This is a genomic window from Nostoc sp. MG11 (assembly GCF_014904695.1).
Taxonomy (GTDB): Bacteria; Cyanobacteriota; Cyanobacteriia; order Cyanobacteriales; family Nostocaceae; genus Komarekiella.
This window is the reverse complement of record NZ_JACXXN010000065.1, coordinates 1-24,073: the sequence shown is the minus strand read 5'-3', so window position 1 is coordinate 24,073 and position 24,073 is coordinate 1. Positions and strand designations below refer to the sequence as shown.

At 41.6% G+C, this 24,073-nt stretch carries 22 protein-coding genes; 8 read left to right on the top strand and 14 right to left on the bottom strand.

From position 1 onward, the window contains the following. The 3 genes from HCR01_RS33960 to HCR01_RS33950 all read left to right on the top strand — a co-directional run. Window positions 1-249: hypothetical protein (locus HCR01_RS33960; RefSeq protein ID WP_320073238.1), on the top strand; the 249-nt coding region annotated here is incomplete at its 5' end. Then, entirely contained in the window at window positions 242-436 is a 195-nt protein-coding gene (locus tag HCR01_RS33955; protein WP_193200339.1) for a hypothetical protein, read from the top strand. The genes HCR01_RS33960 and HCR01_RS33955, both read left to right, overlap by 8 nt. Before the next feature lie 67 nt (window positions 437-503). After that, window positions 504-779 (top strand): hypothetical protein, encoded by a 276-nt coding sequence (locus HCR01_RS33950; RefSeq protein ID WP_193200338.1) that lies wholly within the window; start codon window positions 504-506, stop codon window positions 777-779. 30 nt (window positions 780-809) lie between these two features. On the opposite strand, the gene HCR01_RS33945 is transcribed toward HCR01_RS33950, so the two are convergent. From HCR01_RS33945 to HCR01_RS33935, 3 genes are all read right to left on the bottom strand, one after another. Beyond that, window positions 810-980, bottom strand: a complete 171-nt coding sequence (locus HCR01_RS33945) for a hypothetical protein (RefSeq protein WP_193200337.1) — start codon at window positions 978-980, stop codon at window positions 810-812. Window positions 981-1,621: 641 nt separating this feature from the next. Beyond that, a complete protein-coding gene (locus HCR01_RS33940; protein WP_193200336.1) occupies window positions 1,622-2,293 on the bottom strand; it encodes a response regulator in 672 nt (223 codons plus the stop codon). Further along, complete coding sequence (locus HCR01_RS33935) at window positions 2,290-3,570, bottom strand: sensor histidine kinase (protein WP_193200335.1); 1,281 nt, start codon at window positions 3,568-3,570, stop codon at window positions 2,290-2,292. The genes HCR01_RS33940 and HCR01_RS33935 overlap by 4 nt, the downstream gene beginning before the upstream one ends. Before the next feature lie 206 nt (window positions 3,571-3,776). Between HCR01_RS33935 and HCR01_RS33930 the strand changes: the two genes are divergently transcribed. The 4 genes from HCR01_RS33930 to HCR01_RS40280 all read left to right on the top strand — a co-directional run bounded on the left by HCR01_RS33930 (window position 3,777) and on the right by HCR01_RS40280 (window position 7,661). Continuing rightward, on the top strand, window positions 3,777-5,117 hold the full coding sequence (locus HCR01_RS33930; RefSeq protein WP_193200334.1) for an efflux RND transporter periplasmic adaptor subunit: 1,341 nt from the start codon (window positions 3,777-3,779) through the stop codon (window positions 5,115-5,117). 95 nt (window positions 5,118-5,212) lie between these two features. After that, window positions 5,213-6,418 carry an ABC transporter permease gene (locus HCR01_RS33925; protein WP_193200333.1) on the top strand — a complete coding sequence of 402 codons (1,206 nt, stop codon included), beginning with the start codon at window positions 5,213-5,215 and terminating at the stop codon, window positions 6,416-6,418. Between the two features lie 90 nt (window positions 6,419-6,508). Beyond that, window positions 6,509-7,216 (top strand): ABC transporter ATP-binding protein, encoded by a 708-nt coding sequence (locus HCR01_RS33920; RefSeq protein ID WP_226889905.1) that lies wholly within the window; start codon window positions 6,509-6,511, stop codon window positions 7,214-7,216. A 310-nt stretch (window positions 7,217-7,526) separates the two neighbouring features. Further along, window positions 7,527-7,661 carry a hypothetical protein gene (locus tag HCR01_RS40280; RefSeq protein WP_264299977.1) on the top strand — a complete coding sequence of 45 codons (135 nt, stop codon included), beginning with the start codon at window positions 7,527-7,529 and terminating at the stop codon, window positions 7,659-7,661. Window positions 7,662-7,995: 334 nt separating this feature from the next. Here HCR01_RS40280 and HCR01_RS33915 read toward each other — a convergent pair whose 3' ends face one another. The 7 genes from HCR01_RS33915 to HCR01_RS33885 all read right to left on the bottom strand — a co-directional run bounded on the left by HCR01_RS33915 (window position 7,996) and on the right by HCR01_RS33885 (window position 14,687). Continuing rightward, window positions 7,996-8,412 carry a lasso peptide biosynthesis B2 protein gene (locus HCR01_RS33915; RefSeq protein ID WP_193200332.1) on the bottom strand — a complete coding sequence of 139 codons (417 nt, stop codon included), beginning with the start codon at window positions 8,410-8,412 and terminating at the stop codon, window positions 7,996-7,998. A 52-nt stretch (window positions 8,413-8,464) separates the two neighbouring features. Beyond that, window positions 8,465-8,746, bottom strand: coding sequence for a PqqD family protein (locus tag HCR01_RS33910; RefSeq protein ID WP_193200331.1), 282 nt, complete (start codon window positions 8,744-8,746; stop codon window positions 8,465-8,467). A 135-nt stretch (window positions 8,747-8,881) separates the two neighbouring features. Further along, window positions 8,882-10,789 (bottom strand): albusnodin/ikarugamycin family macrolactam cyclase, encoded by a 1,908-nt coding sequence (locus HCR01_RS33905; protein WP_193200330.1) that lies wholly within the window; start codon window positions 10,787-10,789, stop codon window positions 8,882-8,884. A 216-nt stretch (window positions 10,790-11,005) separates the two neighbouring features. After that, window positions 11,006-12,829: an ABC transporter ATP-binding protein gene (locus HCR01_RS33900; protein ID WP_193200329.1), complete on the bottom strand. Its 1,824-nt coding sequence runs from the start codon at window positions 12,827-12,829 to the stop codon at window positions 11,006-11,008. Window positions 12,830-13,036: 207 nt separating this feature from the next. Next, complete coding sequence (locus HCR01_RS33895) at window positions 13,037-13,825, bottom strand: AraC family transcriptional regulator (RefSeq protein WP_193200328.1); 789 nt, start codon at window positions 13,823-13,825, stop codon at window positions 13,037-13,039. Window positions 13,826-13,864: 39 nt separating this feature from the next. Further along, on the bottom strand, window positions 13,865-14,008 hold the full coding sequence (locus HCR01_RS33890) for a hypothetical protein (protein ID WP_413774005.1): 144 nt from the start codon (window positions 14,006-14,008) through the stop codon (window positions 13,865-13,867). Between the two features lie 502 nt (window positions 14,009-14,510). Beyond that, window positions 14,511-14,687, bottom strand: a complete 177-nt coding sequence (locus HCR01_RS33885; RefSeq protein ID WP_193200327.1) for a hypothetical protein — start codon at window positions 14,685-14,687, stop codon at window positions 14,511-14,513. Window positions 14,688-15,406: 719 nt separating this feature from the next. On the opposite strand from HCR01_RS33885, the gene HCR01_RS33880 reads away from it, so the two are divergent. Continuing rightward, window positions 15,407-18,589, top strand: a complete 3,183-nt coding sequence (locus tag HCR01_RS33880) for a filamentous hemagglutinin N-terminal domain-containing protein (protein WP_193200326.1) — start codon at window positions 15,407-15,409, stop codon at window positions 18,587-18,589. A gap of 347 nt (window positions 18,590-18,936) precedes the next feature. On the opposite strand, the gene HCR01_RS33870 is transcribed toward HCR01_RS33880, so the two are convergent. The 4 genes from HCR01_RS33870 to HCR01_RS33855 all read right to left on the bottom strand — a co-directional run bounded on the left by HCR01_RS33870 (window position 18,937) and on the right by HCR01_RS33855 (window position 24,056). Further along, window positions 18,937-19,500, bottom strand: a complete 564-nt coding sequence (locus HCR01_RS33870) for a hypothetical protein (protein ID WP_193200325.1) — start codon at window positions 19,498-19,500, stop codon at window positions 18,937-18,939. Window positions 19,501-19,721: 221 nt separating this feature from the next. Then, a complete protein-coding gene (locus HCR01_RS39450; protein WP_226889904.1) occupies window positions 19,722-20,888 on the bottom strand; it encodes a hypothetical protein in 1,167 nt (388 codons plus the stop codon). 123 nt (window positions 20,889-21,011) lie between these two features. Then, window positions 21,012-23,192 carry a DUF4347 domain-containing protein gene (locus tag HCR01_RS33860; RefSeq protein WP_193200324.1) on the bottom strand — a complete coding sequence of 727 codons (2,181 nt, stop codon included), beginning with the start codon at window positions 23,190-23,192 and terminating at the stop codon, window positions 21,012-21,014. A 633-nt stretch (window positions 23,193-23,825) separates the two neighbouring features. Then, on the bottom strand, window positions 23,826-24,056 hold the full coding sequence (locus HCR01_RS33855; RefSeq protein WP_193200323.1) for a hypothetical protein: 231 nt from the start codon (window positions 24,054-24,056) through the stop codon (window positions 23,826-23,828). Between the last annotated feature and the right edge of the window lie 17 nt (window positions 24,057-24,073).

The following is a 24,073-nucleotide window of genomic DNA, read 5'->3' as shown; positions in this document are numbered from 1 at the left end:
ACTAACAAAATAGTTATGGAAATCATACTAACTACATCTGAAATACGGGCGATTCTCCAGGGATGTCAGCAGAGTTTACGGCTTGTTCAAAGCACAATCGAGTATCGCGGCATTGAGTCTTCAGAGTATTTTTCAACCTCAAATGATGTGGTGCTGAATGATGCTGTAAATGCTCTGTTTGAGGTGATTGGGGCGATTGATGAAGTAGAACAGATCAGTCAATACAAGGAAGTAATTATAAATGATTGAACCAAAAACACTTGTCAAAGGAAAGCTTTACGAGTTCCGTGGTGTGCAACTCCGATACAGCCATCAGTCCCAATGTGCTGTGCAAGCCCGATATGTATTCACGAACTCCAAGGGCCAGCATCGGGAGTTGGGAGCGCAAATTATTAAACGAGAATTGCATAGCGTTGAAGAGTTTGCGGAGAATTAACGAACCGGAAGGAAGCAAATACCCCAACAATCGAGGTATTAACCTAAACATACAAAGGAGTTACAACATGCGGTTATCTGTAGACAACGATTTTCAGCACAGAGAATTGTCCTTGACCAAAGCATTACGGCAGGTACAGCAGTTAAAATCCAAACTCGCTGAGTTAGAGCAGCAACATCTCTGTTATGTGCATTCTCAACAAGAACTGATTCCAGCGATCACGGAAATTTGTGTTTCTTCAGCGCAGGAAATCGAGGCCCTTCGCATTCTGATATACAAGGGTGAGGCGGAATGTCGGCGGTATTTGCGATCGCTGTTGGTGAATCAGAAAAGAGTTAGCTGAATATGCTAATAGCATTGATATTAGCAGTACCTAAGTTAGCATTAATACTCTTTTAGTACCAATTTCGCTGCTCAGAAGTTTGATGTAGGTTGTAGCGGGAACTTCCGTTATACTCAGGCGCTTACCAGACAAATGCTCTAGCAAGCCACGTCTTGGAGTATTTCTAAAAGCTTGTCTAAATTCACCGGAGCGGGTTTTCATCGTATGATCCCCTTATTATCTGAATATATGCGCCGTTACCTTAGTAGCTGTCACTACTGGGCAACGACGACTTCCAACCTGTAACCGTAAAGGTATTGAGCCGAGATACAAGTAAAAACCTGCAAGATGGTCTGGAAACTCTTACTATATATAAGGTTCACGCATTTTTAAGTAAAATTGGCAGGAGAGCGCAAATCTTAGGTATGTATCGCTACAAGAACTGGAGTATTTATTAATTTTATTTACAGGTTTTACAGGTTGAACGATGAATATCTTTCGCCATAAATTCTCTGAAACTCCTACAGGCAAGGAATTACAGCCCCAAGCATGAGCCTCCTACCACACAGTATTTATTAAACTCTTGGGTAGGCGGAAAGCAATTATTGACCCTCAGACTGCAAGTATGTTCAGGCAAAATCCTATTTTCGCCTCAAAAACGCTAAAAATTATATACAGCAAGGCTTTTCAGACCATCTTGCAGGTTTTTACTCATATCTCGGCTCAATACCTAGGGGCATTAATCAAAACATTCAATAATTAGCTAGATACGCCTTGCGGAAGTTGTTGGGTGTCACTTGGTTGTGTAAACTCTGTGAAATTGCTGTATTGATATCAAATTTGATAGCACTGATGTCAGCTACTTATGCATTATCAAGAAGGGGAAAAAACGAACTAGCAAAAAGTGCTGCTTGAGTGCGATCCCGTAAGTTCAATCGATTTAAAATACTAGTAACGTGGTTTTTCACAGTCCTTTCTGAAATGTAAAGTGCTTGTGCAATTTCACGATTGCTCGTACCAGAAGCAATTAATCGCAACACTTCCCGTTCTCTAGGCGACAGTTCTGCCAATTCGAGTGGAATGGCTGATCTAACGGAATGAGTAGCACTTTGGTGCGCCAGTGTTTTCTCAAAAAGTCCAGGGCCAAGATGAGTGTAACCTCGGTAAACTGCTCGAATAGCGATCGCTAGATCCTCCAAAGGGGTATCTTTGAGCAAATACCCCTTTGCCCCAAAGCGCATTGCTTGGAAAACATATTCATCATCATCGAAGGTAGTCAAAATCAAAATCTGCGTTCCTCCAAAACGTAAGCAAATTTGCTGTGTTGCCGCAACGCCATCCATTACAGGCATCCGCACATCCAGCAAAACTACATCCGGTTGTAGGGACGTTCCTTGCAGATACTCAATCATATCCAGTGCCTGTTGGCCATTTTCAGCCTCTCCGACAACCTCTAGGTCTGGTTTAGACTCTAGCAAGCTCTTAAGTCCTTGGCGAATGATAATCTGGTCGTCTACCAGCAACAAGCGAATCATGGCAGAAATTTCCCAAGTGGAATATAAACAGTTACACGGCAACCCATTCCTACTTGACTGGCTAACCTAAAGTTACCTCCCAAGGCTACCGTTCTTTCTCGCATTCCCTGTAAACCAAAACCTGTTGTATTCTGTTCTGGATTGAAGCCTCTACCATTATCTTCTATGAACAGATGTAAGTATTCAAGTGTCGTTCGCAAATTAAGGGTTACTTGCGTCGCATGACTGTGTTTGGAAATATTCGTTAAGGCTTCTTGGACAATGCGATAAATAGCAGTTTTAATTTCAGCCGTCATCGGGTGTCTAAGGCAAATTGTGCTGTCTAAGGTGATATTTGTCCTAGTGCCAAAGTTTTCAATTAAAGTGACAAGGGCTGATTCTAAGTTTTTTTCTTGCAAAGGATCAGAACGCAAGGTTGAAATTGATTGGCGAATTTCTTTCAAAGCTACTGCTGCTAGTTGCTTGGCTTCACTTACAAATGCTTGGGTTTTGTCTGGGTTAGAGTGACAAAACAATAAAGCATTTTCCAATTGAATACTTTGCGCTGTCAATGCATGACCCAAGGAATCATGAATCTCACGGGCGATGCGGTTACGCTCCTGTAAAGTCGCTTGGTCTTCTATTCGTAAAGCGTATTGGTGTAGCTGGTTGTGGGCAAATGTTAGTTGTTGCCGACTTTGGCGTTCTGTGAGTAATGCATTTACCAGCATTAACACAAATACCAACATCAATCCAAATAAAAATGCTGTGTTGATATTACTAATAATTAACCAAATTTTAATTTGGGCAACACTTAAAGGTTTGGTTTGTGTAAGTTCCTGTTGAATAGCAGAAATATCGTTGGCAGACATCACAAGTGATAGCAAGAAGGAAACAAAGACCAATCCACTTGCTATTAGCCGTTCCACTGGTGGAAAAATCAGACAGCTGCGGAGGACGACAATTAAATAAGGAGGTAGAAAATATACTTGCCAATCACTTAAAGCATTTAGTAGCCAAATGATTCCCAATTCCAGCGCCGTATAAAGCCATTTGCTGATGGTTGTGCCTTTTGGCAACCACAACCCCATTAACCCGAATCCGAAAATGCACAGTATCTTCAATAACCCAAAAGACGAAGAAGGCTGTGATTGCTCCGATAAGTCTCCCAACAGTGTTTTTAAGTAGGGAATTTCCTCCCACGGTAGCTCACCCATAATGGTGACAATCAGCAAAATCCACTCTAGGTAGAGCAGTAACCGAAAAGGATGGGTTTTGATTTGCAGTAGACGGTTCACGGCGTTGATACTTTGACAAAAGGTGTTAGTTCACACTGTATGCTATCGAAGATATCTAAAGCTTAGTACTAAAGTCCTATTTATTACAGGACTTTAGTCGCAATAGCTTTTGGGAATTTAGATCCATGTGGAATATATCACTCAAATTCTAAAATTTAAACATCCAAATAAACAGATTATTTAGTTATTAGTCGTGAGGTATTAAAATGCAAACTTTATCATTGAATCGCATGAAGAAATTCAATCCTTGGATTTTTGGCATCTTGATAGCCGGAACTTTAGGAAGTGTGGCGACAGTTTACTGGAAAACGCAAGAAACTTCCCCCCAGCCAGATTTAACTAGTCAAACTGTTTTAGTCCAAACTAAAGATTGGGTAGCGCAAATTCAAGCTAATGGGGTGGTGCAAGCATTACAAAAAATTAATCTCAACCCGGAAGATTCTGGACGCATTACTAAATTGTATGTCAACGAAGGCGATCGCGTCCAAAAAGGACAAATTATTGCCCGTATGAATAGTGAAAGATTACAAGCACAGGTAAATCAGTATCAAGCATCACTAGATAAAGCTGTGGCTGATTTAAAACAAAAGGTATCTGGCACTCGGCAAGAGGAAATTGCTGAATCACGAGCCAGAGTTGCTACCGCAGAAGCATCCGTAGCTGCATCTCAAACTCGATTGAATCGAGCGATCGCAGAAATGCAACGCAATCAAGTGTTGGTACAAGCGGGTGCTATTTCCCGCAATGCCTTTGAAGAGTTTGTCGCTAAAGAACAAGAAGCTAGAGCTAACTTGGAAGCAGAACGAGCAAGGCTTAAGGAACAACGGGAAAGTTTGAATAAAGCCAAAAATGGCTTACGTCCTGAAGAAATTACCCAAGGTGAAGCCGAGGTAGCACAGGCCAAAGCTCAGTTAGCTTTTTATCAAAGTCAGTTGAATAATGCTGTCATCCGTGCGCCGTTTGCAGGAATTATTACCCGTCGCTTTGCCCAAGAAGGGGATTTTGTTACACCCACCACATCAGCTTCTACTACTGAAGGCGCAACCTCAGCCTCAATTGCCGAACTTTCTAGTGGTTTAGAAATTGAAGCCAGGATTCCTGAAGCTAGCATTGCTAAAATCAATCGCGGTCAGTTGGTAGATATTCAAACAGACACTTATTCTAATGAAACCTTTAAAGGAAAAGTAAATTTGATTGCACCAAGAGCAGTACAAGAAAACAATGTTACTTCTTTTCGTGTGAAAGTAGCTCTATCTAGTGGGCAAGACAAGCTGAAATCTGGAATGAATGTGCGCCTCATATTCCACAGTCAGACTATTAAGAATGCTCTAGTAATTCCTCTAGCGGCTGTAGCAACTCAGCCTAATGGTCAGACCGGGGTATATATTCCTGATACCCAAAATGCTGCTCGTTTCCAACCCGTGAAAGTCCGCGCCACTAGTGGCGATCAAGTGCAAATTTTATCAGGTCTTCAGAAAGGCGATCGCGTGTTAATATCTCCCCCCAGTACAGAGAAAATCGAGGGTGTAGATAAAGTTGAATTTTAGAATAGGGTACTGGGTATAGAACAGAAGATTGTTCGATTTGTACTGAGATTTTTTAAAATCACACAGGATTTCTATAGTTTTAATCACGAATTATTATGAATTTACTAGAAAGTACACAAATGGCAGTTAAAACTTTGACTGCAAATAAGCTCCGCAGTACTTTGACTATGCTTGGGATTATTATTGGCAATGCCTCTGTGATTACAATGGTCGCTATTGGGCAAGGGGCGCAAAACTTTACGCAAGAAAAGCTGGAGTCTCTCGGGCCAAATCAACTATCGGTATTTGCTGGTGGCGATAATATAGAGGGTGTAAACTCAGAGATACTATCGCTGGTATTAGCAGATGCTCAAGCGATCGCAACTATGGCTCCGGCCGTCCAAGAAGTTGCACCGCAAATTAGCAGCAACTTGCAATTATCACGTCAGGGACGCATCAGTAAAGTTAATGTCACAGGTACAACCCCAGGAATTCTTTATGTTCGCAATCTCCGGGTACGTCAAGGTCGTTTTTTTGACCCAATTGAGTTAAAGCAAAATTCTCAGGTGGTGATTTTGGGGCCAGTAGTTGCTCGTAAACTTTTTGGTAATGAAAATCCCATCGGTCAATCAATGCAGATGAATAACTTGAGTTTTCAAGTAATTGGAGTGATGGAGGCAAAAGGTGCATTTATGGGGAATAACCCTGATGATATAGCCTACGTGCCAATTACTACTATGGCAGACCAGCTAGTCGGCAGGCGATCGCCTAATGGTATTCCCGTCGACTACTTAGATCTGTCAGCAAAAAATCAAGATAGCATTCGCGCAGCAGCATTTCAAACAATTAATATTTTGACACGCAGACGGGGCAGAAAAGATTTTACAGTCGCCGCCAATAAGTCAGTCCAAGACCTAATTAATCAAGTGACGATGACTTTAAGTTTAGTATTAGCAGCGATCGCAGGTATATCTTTATTAGTTGGTGGAATTGGCATCATGAATATCATGCTAGTTTCTGTCACCGAACGTACCCAAGAAATTGGATTACGCAAAGCAATAGGCGCAACAGAAAAGGCAATTCTTACCCAATTCTTAATTGAAGCGATTATCCTGTCCGTAGCAGGCGGCTTAGTAGGAACAGGTATTGGCGTTAGTGGCGCACTCATAGTTGCTATTTTCACCCCTTTACAACCATCCGTACCAATAGGAGCAATATTTTTAGCAGCAAGTGTTTCCGGTTCTATTGGTCTAATTTTTGGCGTAGCACCAGCCAGACAAGCAGCCCGACTCGATCCCATCGCCGCATTAAGAGGGATTTAAGTCAACGGTCAGTTGTTAGTAGTTATTCTTTCCTACTTCTTTTACTGTGAGCCAAATCATCTCACCAATCGGTATTAATTACTAATTACCATGATTATTAACCTAGAAAACATCACCAAAATTTACGGTTCAGGGGAAACAACAGTCCATGCACTAGCAGGTGTGAACTTGACTGTAGCCCCAGGAGAATACTGTGCCATTATGGGCGCTTCCGGTTCTGGTAAGTCTACGATGATGAACGTAATTGGCTGTCTAGATCGCCCCACTGATGGCAGCTACTATTTAGATGGGGTCGATGTAGCTCATTTAGGATCTGAAGATTTAGCTTACATCCGCAACCGCAAATTAGGCTTTATCTTTCAGCAGTTTCACCTCTTACCCCAATTAACTGCGCTAGAGAATGTAATGTTACCAATGCTATATGCAGGGATTCCGCCGCAAGAACGGCGAGATTCGGCAACAGAGGCGCTAATGCGCGTAGGATTAGAAAAACGCCTGCACAATAAACCTCATCAGCTATCGGGTGGTCAACAACAAAGAGTAGCGATCGCTCGTGCCATTGTCAATAATCCCGTTCTCCTGCTTGCAGACGAACCCACCGGGGCATTAGATTCTCACACCACCAAAGAAATCCTTCATATCTTCACGAAATTAAACGCTAGTGGAATGACAGTAGTCATGGTGACTCATGAGTCAGAGGTAGCTCGTTGCACCCGTCGTGTCATCTGGTTCAAAGATGGACAAGTGATTCATCCCTATTTAGTGCCAGAAAATTTAAGCCATCTCATTACGGGTTAAATAAAAACTATCTCGTCTATTGAGTGTCTAAATAATTAAGTAACGTATTCTGAAGACATTTATCAATCATACTTTTAATTATTATTAGTTCTACTTCCTTATTGACACTATCTGAATATAACTAGATTGACTAACTTTTGTTTTAATTGAAAATTAAACATAAGAATTCTCTCGTTGTAACTTAAAACGAAGAAATATCCTATTTCACCTTAATTTTTTCCATTGAGCTTGAGGTGATTTACTTTTATATTAATAGTGTGGTTGATGAAATCAACTACAAATGGAAACAAAAATTAAGGAGAACAAACACATGACTACTAAACAATACTCTAAGCCACAATTGCTGCAAATTGGTGATGCAGTTCAAGCAACATTGTTGGTCGGCCGTGGAATAAGACGTGACAACCGCTTCTGGAAGACTTACCACTGGCGGCGTCTTTTCTAGTTACCACGCTGTACTAAAATCTCTCACAATAATTAAGAAGTGTTGATTCGAGCAACACTTCTTAATTATTTTAGAGACAAACTTTTTGGAGAACAAAAATATGTCTATGTTAATAATATTATAAACTACAATTGCAGCAATTGGGTGATAGATTTAAGAATAATATACCAACAGACTGGAGTATTTGGCGATCACTACAGCATACGAAGCAATAATTGGGCGAATATAATTCGCTACTACACAAACAAAGTCCACCTACGTGGACTTTGTGGAATAGGTGCAAAATATTCAGTGACGTTGCCTTATGCAAATACTTGAGGATTCCTGTAGTTTGCTAGACTGTAAACAAAGCTTTGAATTGTTCAACATAATGCGATTCATGGAACGGTTTTCCATCTATTTCTACCCATGCGTGAGCGCGAAACGGTTCTGTTGCTACACCCACACACCAAGTAGAAGATAAACCTTTACTCAACGCAAGGATTACAAAAGCTAATGAAGCTTCTAGACAAGCTACTCTTCCTGAAAATAAAAAGCTAGATTTATGCACTGTTGCCCAAATCAAATCAGCTTCACCAATGTCTATTTGATGTGAGCACAAGTGCTTGAGTGATGTGATAATGCTACATATTTTTTCCATTGAAAGCAAGCGTAAAATTGTATAGGCAATTGTCACAGCAGCAAGTCCTTTCAAGCGATCTACTAAATTTACTTTTACACTAATTGGATTTAATGCGGTTTCTACATCCATGTCGTTTCTCCAAATTTTAGAATCATAAAGTTACTGTATATTTGATCTAACATCACTTTGTTTTATTGGGCGTAACAAATTCAATCAATTTGGCTTTCAACAAATCATTAACTAGTTCGCCAAAATCCTTTTTAATCACTTCAGGAGAATGCCCATATAATTCAGACATTTTTTTTATTGCCTGTTCATAAGAACCTGTTTGTACAAAAATTTTCCAAAAATCTGCCGCGCTATCATTCAACGCATAGTAAGTATTTTTACGTAAATCTAATAGCACAGCACTATTTTCAAAAAATGTTGTATTCACATTAGATACTACCTGAATTCCTTCCATTTAATTATGCTCCTTGTTGTCATAACTTAGTTGGATAACCTAAAAACTTCTAGTTTAAATTCTCTTGAATATAAAGAGTAATTCTTAGTGTTACCCATTGCCAAATCCCTCCCCGAAAGGGCATAGAGATTTTAATTATAAATTTGCTGGAAGTGGGCTTGTTTGTCTATTGACAATAGTATTATTTTCCCAAAAATTATTACTAACATTAGTATCTATAACATTACGTAACCATAGTTCCATTGCTAGTGTTTGACTAAAAGCTGAAAAACCAGTATTGACGAGTCCCATATTAAATTGTGTAACTGCGGTACGGAAATCTTTAATATCTATCAAACCCATATCAGCTAATACAGAAGTTTGCAATAGTTCATTGATAAAAGCTAGGTTTTGCCTAAGACCAACAAACTCATCAGATGTATAATCACCTTTAGTTTTCCGTGTAAAAACACTCGGCGGTAAATCATATTGAAGTGCTGTTGAAAGGAGGGGTTTAAATGTCCACGGATTTGTGCGCTCCTCTGATCTGACAGAAAGACAAGCATCAACTACTAAGGAATCAAGATAGGGAAATTCTACATTAACGTCGTAATTTTCAGCTAACTGTTGTAAACCCAGAGTACAAAATCCATTAAATTGAATTAAACTTATAGCTTGATGTTGCTCAGGAGAGTTGCCAAGAGGCATTGCTTCTGCTGCCCATTTGTGTAATTCTGCTGCAACTGAGTCTACTAAATTTCTTGTATACCAACTAACAACATCTGGTGCAGAATCCCATCCCAGACCCTCACCATCTGATATAAAACGTACAAGTGATTGGGGCGATTGCTTCTTATGTGTAAGTTTTTTAGCTTGTTGAAGTAAGGATTGACGATAGGAAGTAAAACTAAGTTTTATAGCGCTAGTTATCAAGGGTATTGGGGATGAGCGGTATAGTCGAGACCAGCCATAAGTATCTTGAATAAATGTTTTTATTCGACCTTGATTTATGAGATTTGATAAATAAGTGTTAGGAGCAGAAATTACTACATCTCCACCCTCTCCATTCATGTGAAGTTGAGAGCCTTTTGATTTAATAATTTTCATCGCATAGCTGATTGCACCAATACAAAGTATGGCTGTTACTGGTGAATCTATTAAGGGAATTGAATCTAAATGGCTATAATCCGCAGGTAGCTCATCGTTCTCTATCATTACAGGAGAAATGTTAGGGTAAAGACTAGCTGCGTGTTGAGCGTATTTCAAATCTTCTGATTCAAGATTTGAATCAGTTTTGAGAGTAATTGTATGTAAATTCTGTCCTTTCTTTTCTAAGTTTTTTGCTGCTAATAACGCCAAACTAGTAGAATCAAAACCACCACTCAAGTCACTAGTGACATTACTATACAAATTTACTCTACCTTCTACAGCAGTTATTAATTGTTCGCGCAACTGCTCCGCACCCTGAGAAAGGCTAATGTATTCTTGTGGGCCATGCCAATATTGTTTACATTTTGGGATGCCGTTAGATATGTGTAGATAGTGACCGGGTAACACAGTTTGCACATTACAAAAAGGAGAACGATTCTGCGCTTGGCGTGGTTCTGCGATACCCACTAAAAAGTTAGCAATCCAAATAGGATCTACTTCTGCCTTAATTAATTGTTGTAGGACAATCCCTAAAGAGGAGTAAACAACACCAGAATTGTAAGCTGTGTAAAACGCAGGTCGCAAACCAGCTACATCTGTAAACACATAAGTGTCGGCCTTTTCCTGCACAATTAAGTTATAGTTTCCTGGTAATCTCATCAGACGACTGTAGTCGTGACTTCTGACAGCGTTATGAAATAATTCGACTAAACTCTTATATGGTTCTAAACAAGTACCAACTATAGCCAAGCGAACAGGGCCATCAAACAAAGTGATGATTTGTTGTTTTGCCCAAGTTCCACAGACCCAAAAGGGATTTTCGCCTTGCCAAAGATTTTGCCCATCTTGAGGTTTAGGCAGATTTTGAAAAGAAGTATTATTGGTTGATGAGAAGCCACAAAACCAACGTTTCATATATTTTGCTTGCTCTTACTAGTTGGATTAGTTAATGTTGAGTAAATTCTTTGTTAGGGATAATTCCTTAGGAAATTCATGTAGATAAAATGCTATTGCTAAAGTTTTATTTGTTGCACATATTCATAAATTTACAGGTTTTATACACTAAATCTCAATGGAAAATCTTAAGATCCAATGGGACATTTCTGCGCTTTTTCTAAGTTTTAAACAATATCAACTAACTTGATAGCCATATTGTTCTACCTGCATATTCCAAAGCCCAGCATACTCACCCCTACATCGCAATAGTTCCTCATGAGTACCTTGTTCAATTAGTCGTCCACCCTTGAGAACTAAGATGCGGTCAGCCATACGTACTGATGCCAAGCGGTGAGTAATCAGCAAAGTAGTCTTACCCTGGGCTAATTCGACAAAGCGGCGGTAGACTTCGTATTCACTACGGGGGTCAAGGGCTGCTGTTGGTTCATCAAGAATGAGTAGTTGGGCTTCTTCTCGCATGAACGCGCGGGCGATCGCTAATTTTTGCCACTCTCCTCCAGAAAGTTCTGTACCACCGAATTGTTTGCCTAAAGGAGTAAGTTCACCTTGGGGAAATTTTTCTAGCAATTTTTCTATACCAGCTTTCTGCACTGCTTTTCTAAAGCGTTCTGGATCATCCAGTGCTTTGATATCTCCCAACGCTATGTTCTCTCCTACCGTCAATGCATAGTGGCTAAAATCTTGAAATACTGCGGCGATATTCTCTCGCCATCCATCCAAATCTAATTCTCGTAAATCTATACCATCGACCAGAATAGCCCCCTCTGTAGGGTCATATAACCGCGTTAGCAGCTTTACTAGCGTGGTTTTACCTGCACCATTTTCCCCTACCAAAGCTACGGTTTCTCCAGGTTCCAAGGTAAAGCAAACATCTACCACAGCAGACCGATTGTCTGGATAGCAAAAGTGTACTTTGTTAAAAGTGATGCCCGATCGCATGGGAACAGGTACTGGTTTACCCGGAATGCACACAGGCATTATTGGTTGGCTCTCCAAGAAACCAAAAAACTGCTGCATATAGAGCAGGGTCTCAAAGGTAGTTAAGGAGACACTGATACACTGTTCCAGATTCTGTTGGAGGTAAGCCAGTGATTGCACGAAAAGAAGTACACTTCCTGGGCTAATTTCCCCTCTAAAAGCCTGCTGCACCACCCAATAAAAGGCAAAGCCATTCCCCAAAGCACTCATCACAGACAAACGTGCTGCCCAAAAAGCTTGTTTCCCTCGCAAATGGCGCATAGTTTGATGCAAAGACTGAAATTCTTTAACATATCGATTAATAAACAAGGAACCAAGCTTAAACAACCGCACTTCCTTGGCGTAGGTGTCAGTAAGTATCACTGACGAGCAGTACTGCATCCGCCGAGCTTCTGGACTTTTCTCATACATGGCTCCCCAAATGATCATTTCATACTGGAAGGAAACATAAATTTGGGGTAGAGTTGTAAAAATAATCACACATGGAATCCAAAACCCAAGTGGAATCAACAGTACTACCATAGTTACCAAAGTGAACAAACTGCTGCCTCCCTGAGCCAAATTACCAATAAAATTCATTGGCTGGTAGTTTACTTGTTCCTGGAGAATCCGTAGCTCATCATAAAACTTTTGGTCTTCAAAACGGTTCAGGTCGGGAAAAGTGTCAGCTTTACGCATCAAAAGCAAGTTAATGTGAGCCGTTAGCTTTTCGCCTAAATTTCCCTGAATTGCTGACATCCAAGGTCGCAAGAGAACCTCCAGCAGCAAAGCCCCTACCCATGCTGCTACCAAGCTAGCGAGGAGTACAGAGCTAATTTCTTTCCCTTGGTTTAAAGCTGTTGCGACTGTATCTACCACTTGCTTGGTAATCCAGACGCTGATTGCGGGGACAGTTCCCTGCAACAACACACCAGTGATCATCAAGATTGTTTCTCTTGGTGCTGCTGTCCACAAAAATGGTAGAGAACGGCAGAAAGTTTTTGTGTAGCTACGTACAACGTCCAGCACTTCTTTAAACATAAGAGTTGTTGCGAAATAACTTAATGTATATGCAACGGGAACAACCTAATTAGCCAGAGAACAACCCAATTATGGGCGATCACTCAGGTCAACAAAATATGTATGCGTTAAAGCATTAAGCTTAAATGCTGCTACACCCCATTTCAATGGAAAATTTTGCTGTAAAGTAGGACATTCTTAATTTATTCCGTTTTGCTAAAGGGCAATCTAGCTGAGGCGCATATTTCTCCACATTTTTGGAGTTGTATTATAGATTTGGCGAAACTGGCGGATGAAATGACCTGAATCTGGATAGCCTACTGCCGCAGCAATCTGATTTACGGCCCAGTCAGTCTTTAGAAGCAAGGAGCGTGCTTCTGCCATCCGGCGTTCGACAATCCAGCAGTGCACCGTCTGTCCTGTCTGACATCGCACTAGGCTGGTTAAGTAAGTCGGAGAGTAACCAACTACCTTTGCTACATCACAGAGGGTAATCGGCTGATGATAATTAGCTTCAATGAAGTCGAAGACCTCTTTGAGTTTGGGTACGAACGGCAAGATCGATTTTGGGGTTACCGAGAGAGTCGCAGTGTCAGCACATGGTAGTTCTGAGTTTCGCTGGGATTGTGTAGCGAGCCACTGCTGGAGAGTGGCTTGTTTTTCCAAGCAGGCTGCGAGCGCTTTCAACAATTCTTCTACTGTGGAGGGCTTGATAAAATAGTCATTAGCTTCCAACTTTATGCCTTGAAGAACCTCAGCTTTACTAGTCTTGGTAGTGAGGAAGCTGATAGCAATAACACCATGAGCAGTGGAATCTAGAGTTGCCTGAAGCAAAGAAAGAGACTTTTCTAGTTCTGTCTGTGTCCGCTGGTGCGAAGTTTTCTCAGGGCATAATTGCTCATTAGTGTGATTTAACTCAGTCAAAAGCTCTTGCACTTTTGACTCTAGTACTGCATTAGTTCTCTGTAAAGCTAATGAAGTCTGCTGGCGATCGCTAATCTGGTTGCTAGAAACCATCGTTCAACTCCTTGCAATTACTAAATAAGCTTTTAAAGTTCAGTCTCTATCCCCAAAAGTGCCAGTAGCATTGTTCAATTCACGCGACTCTTGCCGAACTCTTTCTGTCATTGCCGCTTCCTGCAAAGTCATAAAAGCATTTAAATCTTTTAAGTCATATTCTGTTTTGAGTAGTTGTCGCAATTTTGTTTTTGCTCAAACAGTTAGAGGATGTTTGAAAAGTATCAGGTTGTATCAAGATCCCCCCTTGCCCCCTCTTGAAAAGCTACAGTGTATACACAAGTCTCTCAGTCAGCAATTGACGATTTCTGGCACAGCCCCCCAAAAACCTCAAGAAATGTTCTGCGGGAGCAAAACCTGTCCCCTTAGCAAAGAGAGGTATGTCCGTCAGGACTACGGCAAAAACCCTGGCTTTTTGGCTAAAACTTTTTCGATGTCACTGAAAATCAGTGACATCGAAAAAGTAAAACTACCGTCCCACAAAGGTTTCAGCATCAGCTTGAGCGTTGCCAAAAAATGGATAAAGTCGAGCTTAGATAACCAATTTTTATAGCCTGCTGAACAACTTTACGAATTAGCACCATACTCCAACTCATCTGATTTAATACAACTTCTAAACAAACCAACTATTGCTCCATATGTTTCTCTTGCTAGTGCGACTTCTTTTCTGCAAATACCATAGAACTTACGCATTGACAAAATCTATATTTGTATTGCGCTCAATGATGGTAATATTTCCGGCATTTCCTTGTACAGAAGTTGAGCCAGTAACATTAGCGCTTGCATAGCAAACGGTACAAAAGCTGACGCCGAAAGCGATAGTCACTAAAGCACCCCAGCGAGTAAAACCCAAACCTGACATTGTAAGCCTCCACCAATAGCAGCAGTTATGAAAACTACCGAATAAGCCAAACTGGTAACAAGTTTCGGAATCGTTTTCTGAGTTAAGCCTCTAATCCTATATCAATGGAAAATTAGATAACTATGAAAAGTACAATACTTTTAGCAACTTGCCTGGAATCATCCCTCTTATCCGCTCTAGGAGATGATTTTAAGGAGTAGTCAGTGAAATTATAAAGTTTTCATATTTTTTTGATTCTTGCCTGATATAAGAGTAAGGTCTTATAAAGCAGTGCTTATAACTGTGCTGCTGTGTTGGGTCTACTGTATTATTCTTTGGTAAAAGCTTTTATGGATGATCCGGATGAGCGCCTACGCCAATTGATAGCAGCATATCAACAGTTATCAGTTATCAGTGATCATTTATCAGTGAAACCGTGATAACTTTTGACTGTTGACTGTTCACTGATTCAGTCGTGGTCAAATCCCCGCACTGAAAATGTGATAACTGATAACTGTTGACTGTTCACTGATTTAACACCCAGACGGCAGCCGGGAATGGCGAAAAGCTATGAGCCGACTTCTGATTTTAATTCAGGGACTACCAAATTTAGAAAAGAACTCTTGCATAGACTACCCCGATTACTTCTCAGATGCTTTCAATATATTGTTAAAGAGCCAATTCTACAGCATTACAACTTAGAAAACTGACAGAATCAGACGAGTAACAGGGTGCGTGCAATGTTAGGAGTAACTCAAGATTGGTGGTGTTGGGGTTGTAGTTTAGCAATGGGAGGCCTATTAATTGCTTCTTCACCAGAGTACGTTTTTGCTCAAATTACCCCGGATGGCACTTTGCCTAATAATTCTATTGTTATACCTGATGGTAGCACTCTCAATATCACTGGAGGAACGCAAGCAGGAAGTAATTTGTTTCACAGCTTTAGCGGGTTTTCTGTTCCTGATGGCGGTACTGCCTTCTTTAATAATACTGTAGATATTCAAAATATCATTAGTCGAGTAACAGGTGGGTCAGTTTCTAATGTTGATGGGATAATTCGCGCTAACGGCACAACTAATTTGTTTTTAATAAATCCAAATGGGATTATTTTTGGTCAGAATGCGCGGTTAAATATTGGTGGTTCGTTTATTGGTAGTACCGCCAGTAGCTTAAGATTTGGAGATGGCTTTGAGTTTAGTACCACAAATTTTCAATCTGCACCTTTGTTGACTATTAGTGTGCCTACTGGTTTGCAATATGGAGCAAGTCCAAGCTCAATTCAAGTTAAAGGCAATGGTCAAGGTGTAAGGTCAACAGCCCAACTGATTGATACACAAGATGCGCTGCGTGTAGCATCTAGCCAAGCTTTAGCGTTAGTAGGCGGTGATATTTACTTAGAGGGAGGTACGCTAAAGACGGCAGGCGGACGGATAGAATTGGGCAGCGTTGTGGGAGAAGGCCAAGTTAGCCTCATCCCCAACGATAAAGGTTTTGCCTTGGGCTATGATACAATTCAAAAATTTGGAAACATTGAATTATCCCAACAAGCAACAGTTGATGCTTCGGGTTCCGGAGGCGGTGATGTACATCTAGTAGGAAAGCGCGTAACTCTTAAAGATGGTTCTCAGATAGAAGCTAGTACTTTGGGAGAGCAATCGGGAGGAACAATAAACATAACTGCTTTAGAATTCCTAGAAGTAATTAGTAACTCAGAGGATGGTCGATTTCCTAGTGGTTTGTTTACTCAAGTCTACCCTGGATCTCAAGGTAATAGTGGCAATTTGACTATTAACACTCAAACCTTGCTTGTACAGAATGGAGCAAGGGTAAACGCTGATACGTTTGGTACAGGTAATGGTGGCAATTTGACCATTAACACTCAAACCTTGCTTGTACAGAATGGAGCAAGGGTAAGCACTGGTACGTTTGGTACAGGTAATGGTGGCAATTTAGCAGTCAATGCTAATACTGTGGAACTGATTAGTGTAAATAGTGTTGATGGTTCTGTCAGTAGCTTGTCTGCTCAAGCTAGCCGAGACGCAACCGGGAAGGCAGGTAACTTAATTATTGATACTCAAACCTTGCGAGTACTTGATGGAGCACAGTTAAACGTTGGTACATCTGGTGCTGGTAACGGTGGTAATTTAACAGTAAATGCTGATAGCGTGGAACTAATTGGCGTTAATCCAGTTATTAGTGGCTTTTCCAGTGGCTTATTTGCTCAAGCTGAGGCAAATGCAACTGGAAATGGTGGCAATTTGACCATTGACACTCAAACCTTGCTAGTACGTGATGGAGCAAGGGTAAGCACTGGTACGTTTGGTACAGGTAATGGTGGCAATTTAACAGTAAATGCTAATACTATGGAGATAATTGGTGTAGATAGTGTTGATGGTTCTCCCAGCGAATTGACTACTCGATCTGATGCTGATGCAACCGGAAGTGCAGGTGATTTGATCATTAACACTCAAACCTTGCGAGTACTTAATGGATCACTGGTAGCCGCAAACACGCTTGGGGCAGGAAAAGGTGGAAGTTTAACAGTAAATGCTGATACTGTAGAACTGATGGGAGCGACACCAGATGGTCAATTTTCTAGCGTCTTATCTACTTCAGCAGCTACAGGTGCTGGAGGAGACTTAACTCTGAAAACTCGGCATCTAATCATTCGAGATGGGTCACGGATACAATCAGGAGCATTTGGTGTTGGGCAGGGGGGTAACTTAGCAGTAACCGCCTCTGAGTCAGTGGAACTAAGTGGTACTTTAGCATCTGATAGTCGGTTTGCTAGTGGTTTAATTGCTTCTGTTCAGCCTGGAGGCACAGGTGCTGGGGGGAATTTAACCCTGCAAACTAGGCGACTAAGTGTTCAAGATGGAGCAGCCGTATCTACTGGTACTTTTGGCGAAGGTTCGTCAGGTATTTTATCAGTAAACGCTTCAGAGTCGATAGAACTGAAGGGCACTTCAGTCGATGGTCGGAGTGCCAGTCGTTTGTCGTCTCGAAGCTTAGGGGGCGGCGATGCTAGAAATTTAACAATTCAAACTGGGCAGTTGAGTGTTCGAGATGGGGGTGCAGTAAATGTCAGTAGTGAAAGAAGAGGAAATGTAGGTTCACTTGTAGTCAATGCTAACTCTATCAATCTGGATAGAGGAAAACTTGTAGGTACAACAGCATCAGGTAGGGGTGGGGATATTAGTTTACAAGTGAAGGACTTAGTCCTCATGCGTAACGATAGCACTATCACCACCACCGCCGGCACCGCACAGCAACCCGGAGATGGCGGTAACATTAATATCAACACTCCCAACGGCTTCATCATCGCTGTCCCCAATGAAAACAGCGACATCACCGCTAACGCATTTAGTGGCAATGGTGGCAAAATAGCGATTAACACTACTGGTATTTATGGTATTGCTCCACTAAGCCGAGAAGACCTCCAGCGCCTAAGCCCTGATTTAGACCCAAGTCAGGTTTCCACAAGTGACATCACCGCCATTTCACAAACGAACCCAACACTTAGCGGTACTATAGAACTTAACACACTTGGTATCGACCCCAACAGTGGCTTGATTGAGTTGCCAACAGTACCAGTTGACACCCAGGTAGCCCAAGGCTGCTATAGTCCAGGTTACGCCCAAAACCGATTTGTGATCACTGGACGCGGCGGTTTACCAGCTAATCCCAAAGACATTCTCACTCCTGATGCGCCACAAATAGATTGGGTGTCTCTTAAACCTAGTAACAACAACCGTTCCTTACCACCTATTACTAATAAACCAACAACCTCCACTCCTAAACGCATTGTTGAAGCCACAGGTGCAGTGCTAAACGCCAAAGGACAAATAGTCCTCACTGCTAATTCATCTAACACTACTCCTCATACTTTCAGACAAAACCCAACTCAGTGTTACGGTAGCTAAATTTACTCAATCTTTTGCTGTATCCTGTTTGCTCATGTTATTCAGTAGCCTGGCAACAGGACAAAGATGGTGGAATGGCGCAGCCTCCAAGTGACGGCTACGATTGACGTAATCGACTCGTTGCTAATGTGTTTTACGACAATGGCACAGAATTTATCAAATTCACCAAAGGCAAGGAAATGTTGGTAAAGACGGCATGGCGTTGGGCTTGGGAACGAGTGCTGGAGTATGCCAACAGTTGAAGTGCGATCGCCTTGAGCCACTACATGAATGGCTAATCGCTACCCGTTTCAATCAACCAACGATCCGGCACAATTGCAATCTTACACGATTGAGTATGAAGAATGTTAATTACGGACAGTCACACGCTTTCCTGTGAATGTAAATCTAAACGGTTCACCTTCACCCACTGGCACATTATTATCCAAAGGATTTGCACTCAAGTTAAAGGTGCGAATTTCAAATGTTCCTTCCACTGTTTGACTTACAGGATTAAATGTTGCACGATAATCGGCTCTACCAGTAATCACAGGGCCTGTGCTTTGTGGAGCCGGAAAATTGAAGTTGAATGCTGTTGCAATAAATTCTCCTGATTGGCTGCACTTCCAAACACCTTGTCCATCAGTGAAACGATTGTTAGGGAAAGATTGAGCAGCCTTTGGCACACCTTGAGTTCCACCTTGATTTGAGTCGATAGAAAAAAAGTTGCCATCAAGGGTCAGCGTAATCACTCTTCGCCCAACAAATTCACCATTCAGGAAAGTAGATAGAATATATGTCCCGGCGACAAATCTGCGGCAAGTTACTTGCTTAGAATCAGTCAAGTCTTTTATGGGTTGAGCCTTTACTAGACTTGGGGAAAAGCTTAGTGCTGATAAAGCTAATATGGTGAAAGTTTTACGGATTACCATAGCTCACCCTCATTTGTTGATGTGATCAGCATTGAGTCAATGGTGAAGTTTCTTAGAACATACCTTTAATGAAAGCACTTTGATTAGATGCTCATTTATCAAATCAGAATTAGGACTGTACTAAGCAATGTTACAAGCACTAATCAATTAAAAAATATGGTTCTTCAATACTTATTACAAGTATTGTTAATAATTTGACATACTTTAAATTAGCTGATCTGCTACCCCTCCGGTTCAATCAACACCCCATCCATAATCGCAATCCCCCACTGTGGAAACTTCACCAGCAATTTCTTAATCATTATCACAAGTGCCGGGTCATCACTCCAGCATTCCTGCAAGAACTCAAAACCCGGATTCTGCCCCGAATTTCCCGCAACTTTGAGTTTCTGCATCCGCTCTGGTCGCAGATTTGACCGCGCTACAATCGCCTCATGCGACCATTTTTCAGCATTTGGCACAGGTGCGACGGAACAAGTACCTTCATGAACTGCTTTGACTTCTACACCTGAAACCGAATTTTCAACTAACAACGAAGCGGAATTACTTTGTTCTACTTGCCCCTGTGTTTGATTAGCGATTGCCTTTGGCACTGCCCCTTGGGCAATCGCAGAATTTAAAGATTTTTCATTTTGTGCAACAGGCGCGGCGGAAAATGTGCCTTCTCTACGAGACGCTGCGCGAACATGACAGTTTTTTGGTTCAACACCACAATCCAGGTTTTCTCCTAGCAACAAAGCAGACTGACCCTGTACAGCATCCACAAGCGTCAGCGTTGGCGCAGCCTCTCGTAGAGATGTGCAGTCCGTTACCACAGGTAACTCTTTTTCTTCTTCCACGCTTTCGATAATCTGAGGCGACGCGCCACCTATTGGCGCGATCGCCGTCTCCTCACAGTGCGTATTTTCGTTTTGCGTGGAAGAATTACTTCTCACAAACTCTTCACTAGAGTTTGTGAGAAGTTTCTGAGGTGTTCGTGAGGGATTCTGAAACCCTTGCTCTGACTGGGTTTGTTCTGAGATAGATGCTCTGTACAAAGCACGCATTTCTTTAGAGGCAGCATCTTTCTCTAAATTCTCAGAATTTGGTGCTTGTTTTTCAGCATCTGTTTTTTGTGAGGCAGAATCTATTTGCTCGCAAAACTCCTTCATTCTGCTGCCATGCAAATTCCTAATCATCCAACCAACGGTTTCTCGACCGTCCTGAATCGATTTATCCGGCTTGAAAATGAATAGTCCACTGTAGGAGAGAATTTTCTTTGCAGAGATGAAAGTACTGTAACCCATCTCAGCAGAAAGGGGCATCCACCGAGAACCATAGGGGTCAGCCGTACAGCACTCCTGCCACAATTGTGTTACTGATGGCTTTTGTTTCGATGCCCACAGCATATCTTCGTTGGCAATCGGATCAGAGCAACATCAAGCTGATAGGCACTCAGGGATAGCTAGGCCTAGTACCCTGGCTATCCCTGAGTGCCACTAATTACTGAACTTGAATACTTTCTCAATCAACTATGCTTGCACCACAAAATCAGATGGAGTTACTGTTGGAGAACCAGTAAGAGTGGCAAATTGACCACCACCGCCAAAACCAGGTAATAGTCCATTTTGGTTGTAGAACAAATCACCAGTTGCCGTGTTGTAGATAATGGCAGCAGTATTAGTGCCATTCAAAAGGTTGTTCACAAGGTCAACACCCAGCACGTCAAGATTAACTGTGGCAAAATCATTAGCAGCAAGACTACCAGCAGCGCTAGTGAGTGCGGTGAATGTAGTTTTGTCTAACAGAATCTTGTCACCTTCTGTGCTACTAAAATTAATAATGGTATCAACACCAAGATCAGATGTGGCAAACTGTCTACGGGAGTTGAATACAAACTGGTCGCTGCCGATACTACCTGTGAGCGTATCGTTGCCAGCACCACCAACAAGACTATCGTTGCCCCCTCTACCGAGAAGTATATCATTGCCCCCATAGCCATAAATGACCTCACCATCATCAGTACCGACTAGCTCATTATTATTAGCGGTTCCGATAATAGTAGTGTTAAGTAGGACAGGAACCAGGTTGTTGCGAAAGTCTGTTACTGCTAAGTCCTGCTGACCATCATTGTTGAAGTCCCCCACAGCAACAGAACTAACGAATGTTCCCACAGTGAGTGTGGTTGCTGCATCAAAGCTGCCATCGCCATTTCCTAACACCACGCTAACATTGCCTAGTTCTGTTGATGTACCAGTTCCAATATTTTGCGACACTGCTAAGTCAGAGAAGCCATCATTGTTAAAGTCTCCTACATTGATGCCAGTTATGAAACCATTACCACCATCAACGTTAAGAAGTTGATTAAAATTTCCATTCCCATTGCCTAACAACAGCCGAATATTACCACGGTCTGCCACTACTAAATCTTGGTTAGCATCATTGTTGAAATCTCCTACGGTAATAAATTGAGGAGAATTAAAGCCTGGGAGACTATTGGTCGCAGTTAAATTGAAGCTGCCATCTCCATTGCTCAGTGCTACTCTAACAGAATCACGAAGATCGTCTGTTGCTGCTAAGTCAGATAATCCGTCGTTATTGAAGTCTGCTGTGACAAGAGCGCTAGGATATGACGTTATTTGGGTGTTAATGGCAGGCTGAAAACTTCCATTGCCGTTACCAAACTTGACGCTGACATTACCAGGTATAATATTACGGCTGGTCTGTTCATTTGCTATGGCTATATCAAGCTTACCATCTCCATTGAAGTCTCCTAAAGTAACATCTCTCTGCATTATTCCTCCGGTAACTTCAGTCTGAAACCTGGGCTGAACACTACCATTTCCATCCCCAAACCGGATCAATACGTTGTCGATTGAAAGATCAATCTCAAAATTGTCGCTTGCTACAATAATATCCAGCTTGCCGTCACTATTTAAGTCCCCTAAAGCAATTGAACCATCTTCAATAGCTTCACCGTTACTCCTGGCTGTAACGGTAGAGAAAGGCTGGAAGCTACCATCTGCATTGCCCAGCACCAGACTTCCAAAAGGCTCTGAACTACTCACTGTGAAGAAATCAAGCTTCCCATCGTTGTTAAAATCCCCTACAGCAATGTCATCAGGGTTTCCGTTCCGTACTTGAACTCTTTGAGAAACTTTGAAAGAAACAGCAAACACCCCACAGTACGCCTCCATGACCTTGAGCGAGAATGCGACTTGTTTTACTACTTCCCCAATTTGTGTATCCAAAAGCCAATTACCACCTGCTTTTGCATTACCCACTTTCTGAGTAGAAGCGGCAATATTAGCCTGAGTAAGCTGGTGTAATTTAGCGATAAATTCAGCTCCAGCATCACCAGCTGCCACATTACAGCCGTATAGTAGGATATCCTTACTTGCCCAAGCAGACAGTTGAGTATCGTAAGCATTAATAGTCTTCAAACTCAGTTCACTGCTGCCCAAGTACAAGCATCCAGGCGCACCGTGAGCCACAATGTGAATTGCTCTGATGTCAGTGCGTCCTTGCAGTGCAGTAGTGATTTGACTGACACCATCAATTTGGGGGTCAAGGACAATCACTTGCGCCTCTGCAATGACACCATCAACTAGGGTTTGAATGTCGTCAACATTAGCATCAACGAAGACAATGGAATGAAGAGTGCTGTTATGTCGGTCATTCAACAGTTTAGTTTGTAGATGAGGCAATTTCATATTTAGAAGACCAATTGAGGAAAAGTTTGCTTATGTCTAGCTTGAATAATACGCCTATCAACTTGATAAATCAACTATTATGCCGTACTTTTACTTAGGAAAGCTGAATTAAATAAATACATCTAACACAATAAGCTTTCAAAACAAATGATTTATCTTTTGGCACGATTGAATTTTTATTAGGACATTTCAACCCGACTCAAAAACCTTAACTTTTCACCTATGCAAGTTCTTCTTCTTTGCTCTCAAAAGGTACTTTCAACCTTTGTTCTTCAGTAGTGCAAAAGCTTCATCAGGTGAAAATAGTCAAGCCAAGCGCTACTACAGACAAGAGCAATTTAACTACTCAACCTTCTCTTGAGTAGGCCTAAATAGAAGGTTCGTGTCACCAAGTGCAGCCTATGTCTATAAGCCTTATACAGCAACAGTTACAGAGATTAGTACAAGATTTAAACGTGTTCGGAAAAAGATAAGTTGCACAAATAATTTTTCTAGCGCAGAGACAGTAAAATAACTTTGCCTAAAACGGAACTTGGAGTATCTGGAAGTATTTGTTTAAAAGTATTATTACTCCGTCTCGAAACTAAAAAACATTGCCTAAAAGGAGACAAATTAGGCAATGTTTGGTGAGTCCTAGAATGTTTGTCCTGCCTGCTTTTTAGCCTTAGCGTTAGTTTCTGTACGATTGCTACCAGAACGCCCAAGAGAAGTTGCCACAACGGGAGAGGAGTGCGGTATCGGGGTTTCCTCAACAGGAGCAACTCCGGGAGGAGTTGACGCAAGGCACTTCTCTTCTTGTGAGCAAAACAAAATTAAAATATTCTTACTAAAACTCCATCCCTTCATGGGTGGACTATTTACCAATTCTAAATACTAACTAC

What these genes read in the sequence shown, in the direction of transcription:
- HCR01_RS33915 (WP_193200332.1), bottom strand. Translation starts at nt 8,412, where the DNA reads ATGGATGTAGAAACCGCATTAAATCCAATTAGTGTAAAAGTAAATTTA.
- HCR01_RS33870 (WP_193200325.1), bottom strand. Translation starts at nt 19,500, where the DNA reads ATGGTAATCCGTAAAACTTTCACCATATTAGCTTTATCAGCACTAAGC.
- HCR01_RS33885 (WP_193200327.1), bottom strand. Translation starts at nt 14,687, where the DNA reads ATGTCAGGTTTGGGTTTTACTCGCTGGGGTGCTTTAGTGACTATCGCT.
- HCR01_RS33895 (WP_193200328.1), bottom strand. Translation starts at nt 13,825, where the DNA reads ATGGTTTCTAGCAACCAGATTAGCGATCGCCAGCAGACTTCATTAGCT.
- HCR01_RS33920 (WP_226889905.1), top strand. Translation starts at nt 6,509, where the DNA reads ATGATTATTAACCTAGAAAACATCACCAAAATTTACGGTTCAGGGGAA.
- HCR01_RS33930 (WP_193200334.1), top strand. Translation starts at nt 3,777, where the DNA reads ATGCAAACTTTATCATTGAATCGCATGAAGAAATTCAATCCTTGGATT.
- HCR01_RS33900 (WP_193200329.1), bottom strand. Translation starts at nt 12,829, where the DNA reads ATGTTTAAAGAAGTGCTGGACGTTGTACGTAGCTACACAAAAACTTTC.
- HCR01_RS33880 (WP_193200326.1), top strand. Translation starts at nt 15,407, where the DNA reads ATGTTAGGAGTAACTCAAGATTGGTGGTGTTGGGGTTGTAGTTTAGCA.
- HCR01_RS39450 (WP_226889904.1), bottom strand. Translation starts at nt 20,888, where the DNA reads ATGCTGTGGGCATCGAAACAAAAGCCATCAGTAACACAATTGTGGCAG.
- HCR01_RS33940 (WP_193200336.1), bottom strand. Translation starts at nt 2,293, where the DNA reads ATGATTCGCTTGTTGCTGGTAGACGACCAGATTATCATTCGCCAAGGA.
- HCR01_RS40280 (WP_264299977.1), top strand. Translation starts at nt 7,527, where the DNA reads ATGACTACTAAACAATACTCTAAGCCACAATTGCTGCAAATTGGTGAT.
- HCR01_RS33905 (WP_193200330.1), bottom strand. Translation starts at nt 10,789, where the DNA reads ATGAAACGTTGGTTTTGTGGCTTCTCATCAACCAATAATACTTCTTTT.
- HCR01_RS33910 (WP_193200331.1), bottom strand. Translation starts at nt 8,746, where the DNA reads ATGGAAGGAATTCAGGTAGTATCTAATGTGAATACAACATTTTTTGAA.
- HCR01_RS33955 (WP_193200339.1), top strand. Translation starts at nt 242, where the DNA reads ATGATTGAACCAAAAACACTTGTCAAAGGAAAGCTTTACGAGTTCCGT.
- HCR01_RS33950 (WP_193200338.1), top strand. Translation starts at nt 504, where the DNA reads ATGCGGTTATCTGTAGACAACGATTTTCAGCACAGAGAATTGTCCTTG.
- HCR01_RS33945 (WP_193200337.1), bottom strand. Translation starts at nt 980, where the DNA reads ATGAAAACCCGCTCCGGTGAATTTAGACAAGCTTTTAGAAATACTCCA.
- HCR01_RS33860 (WP_193200324.1), bottom strand. Translation starts at nt 23,192, where the DNA reads ATGAAATTGCCTCATCTACAAACTAAACTGTTGAATGACCGACATAAC.
- HCR01_RS33925 (WP_193200333.1), top strand. Translation starts at nt 5,213, where the DNA reads ATGAATTTACTAGAAAGTACACAAATGGCAGTTAAAACTTTGACTGCA.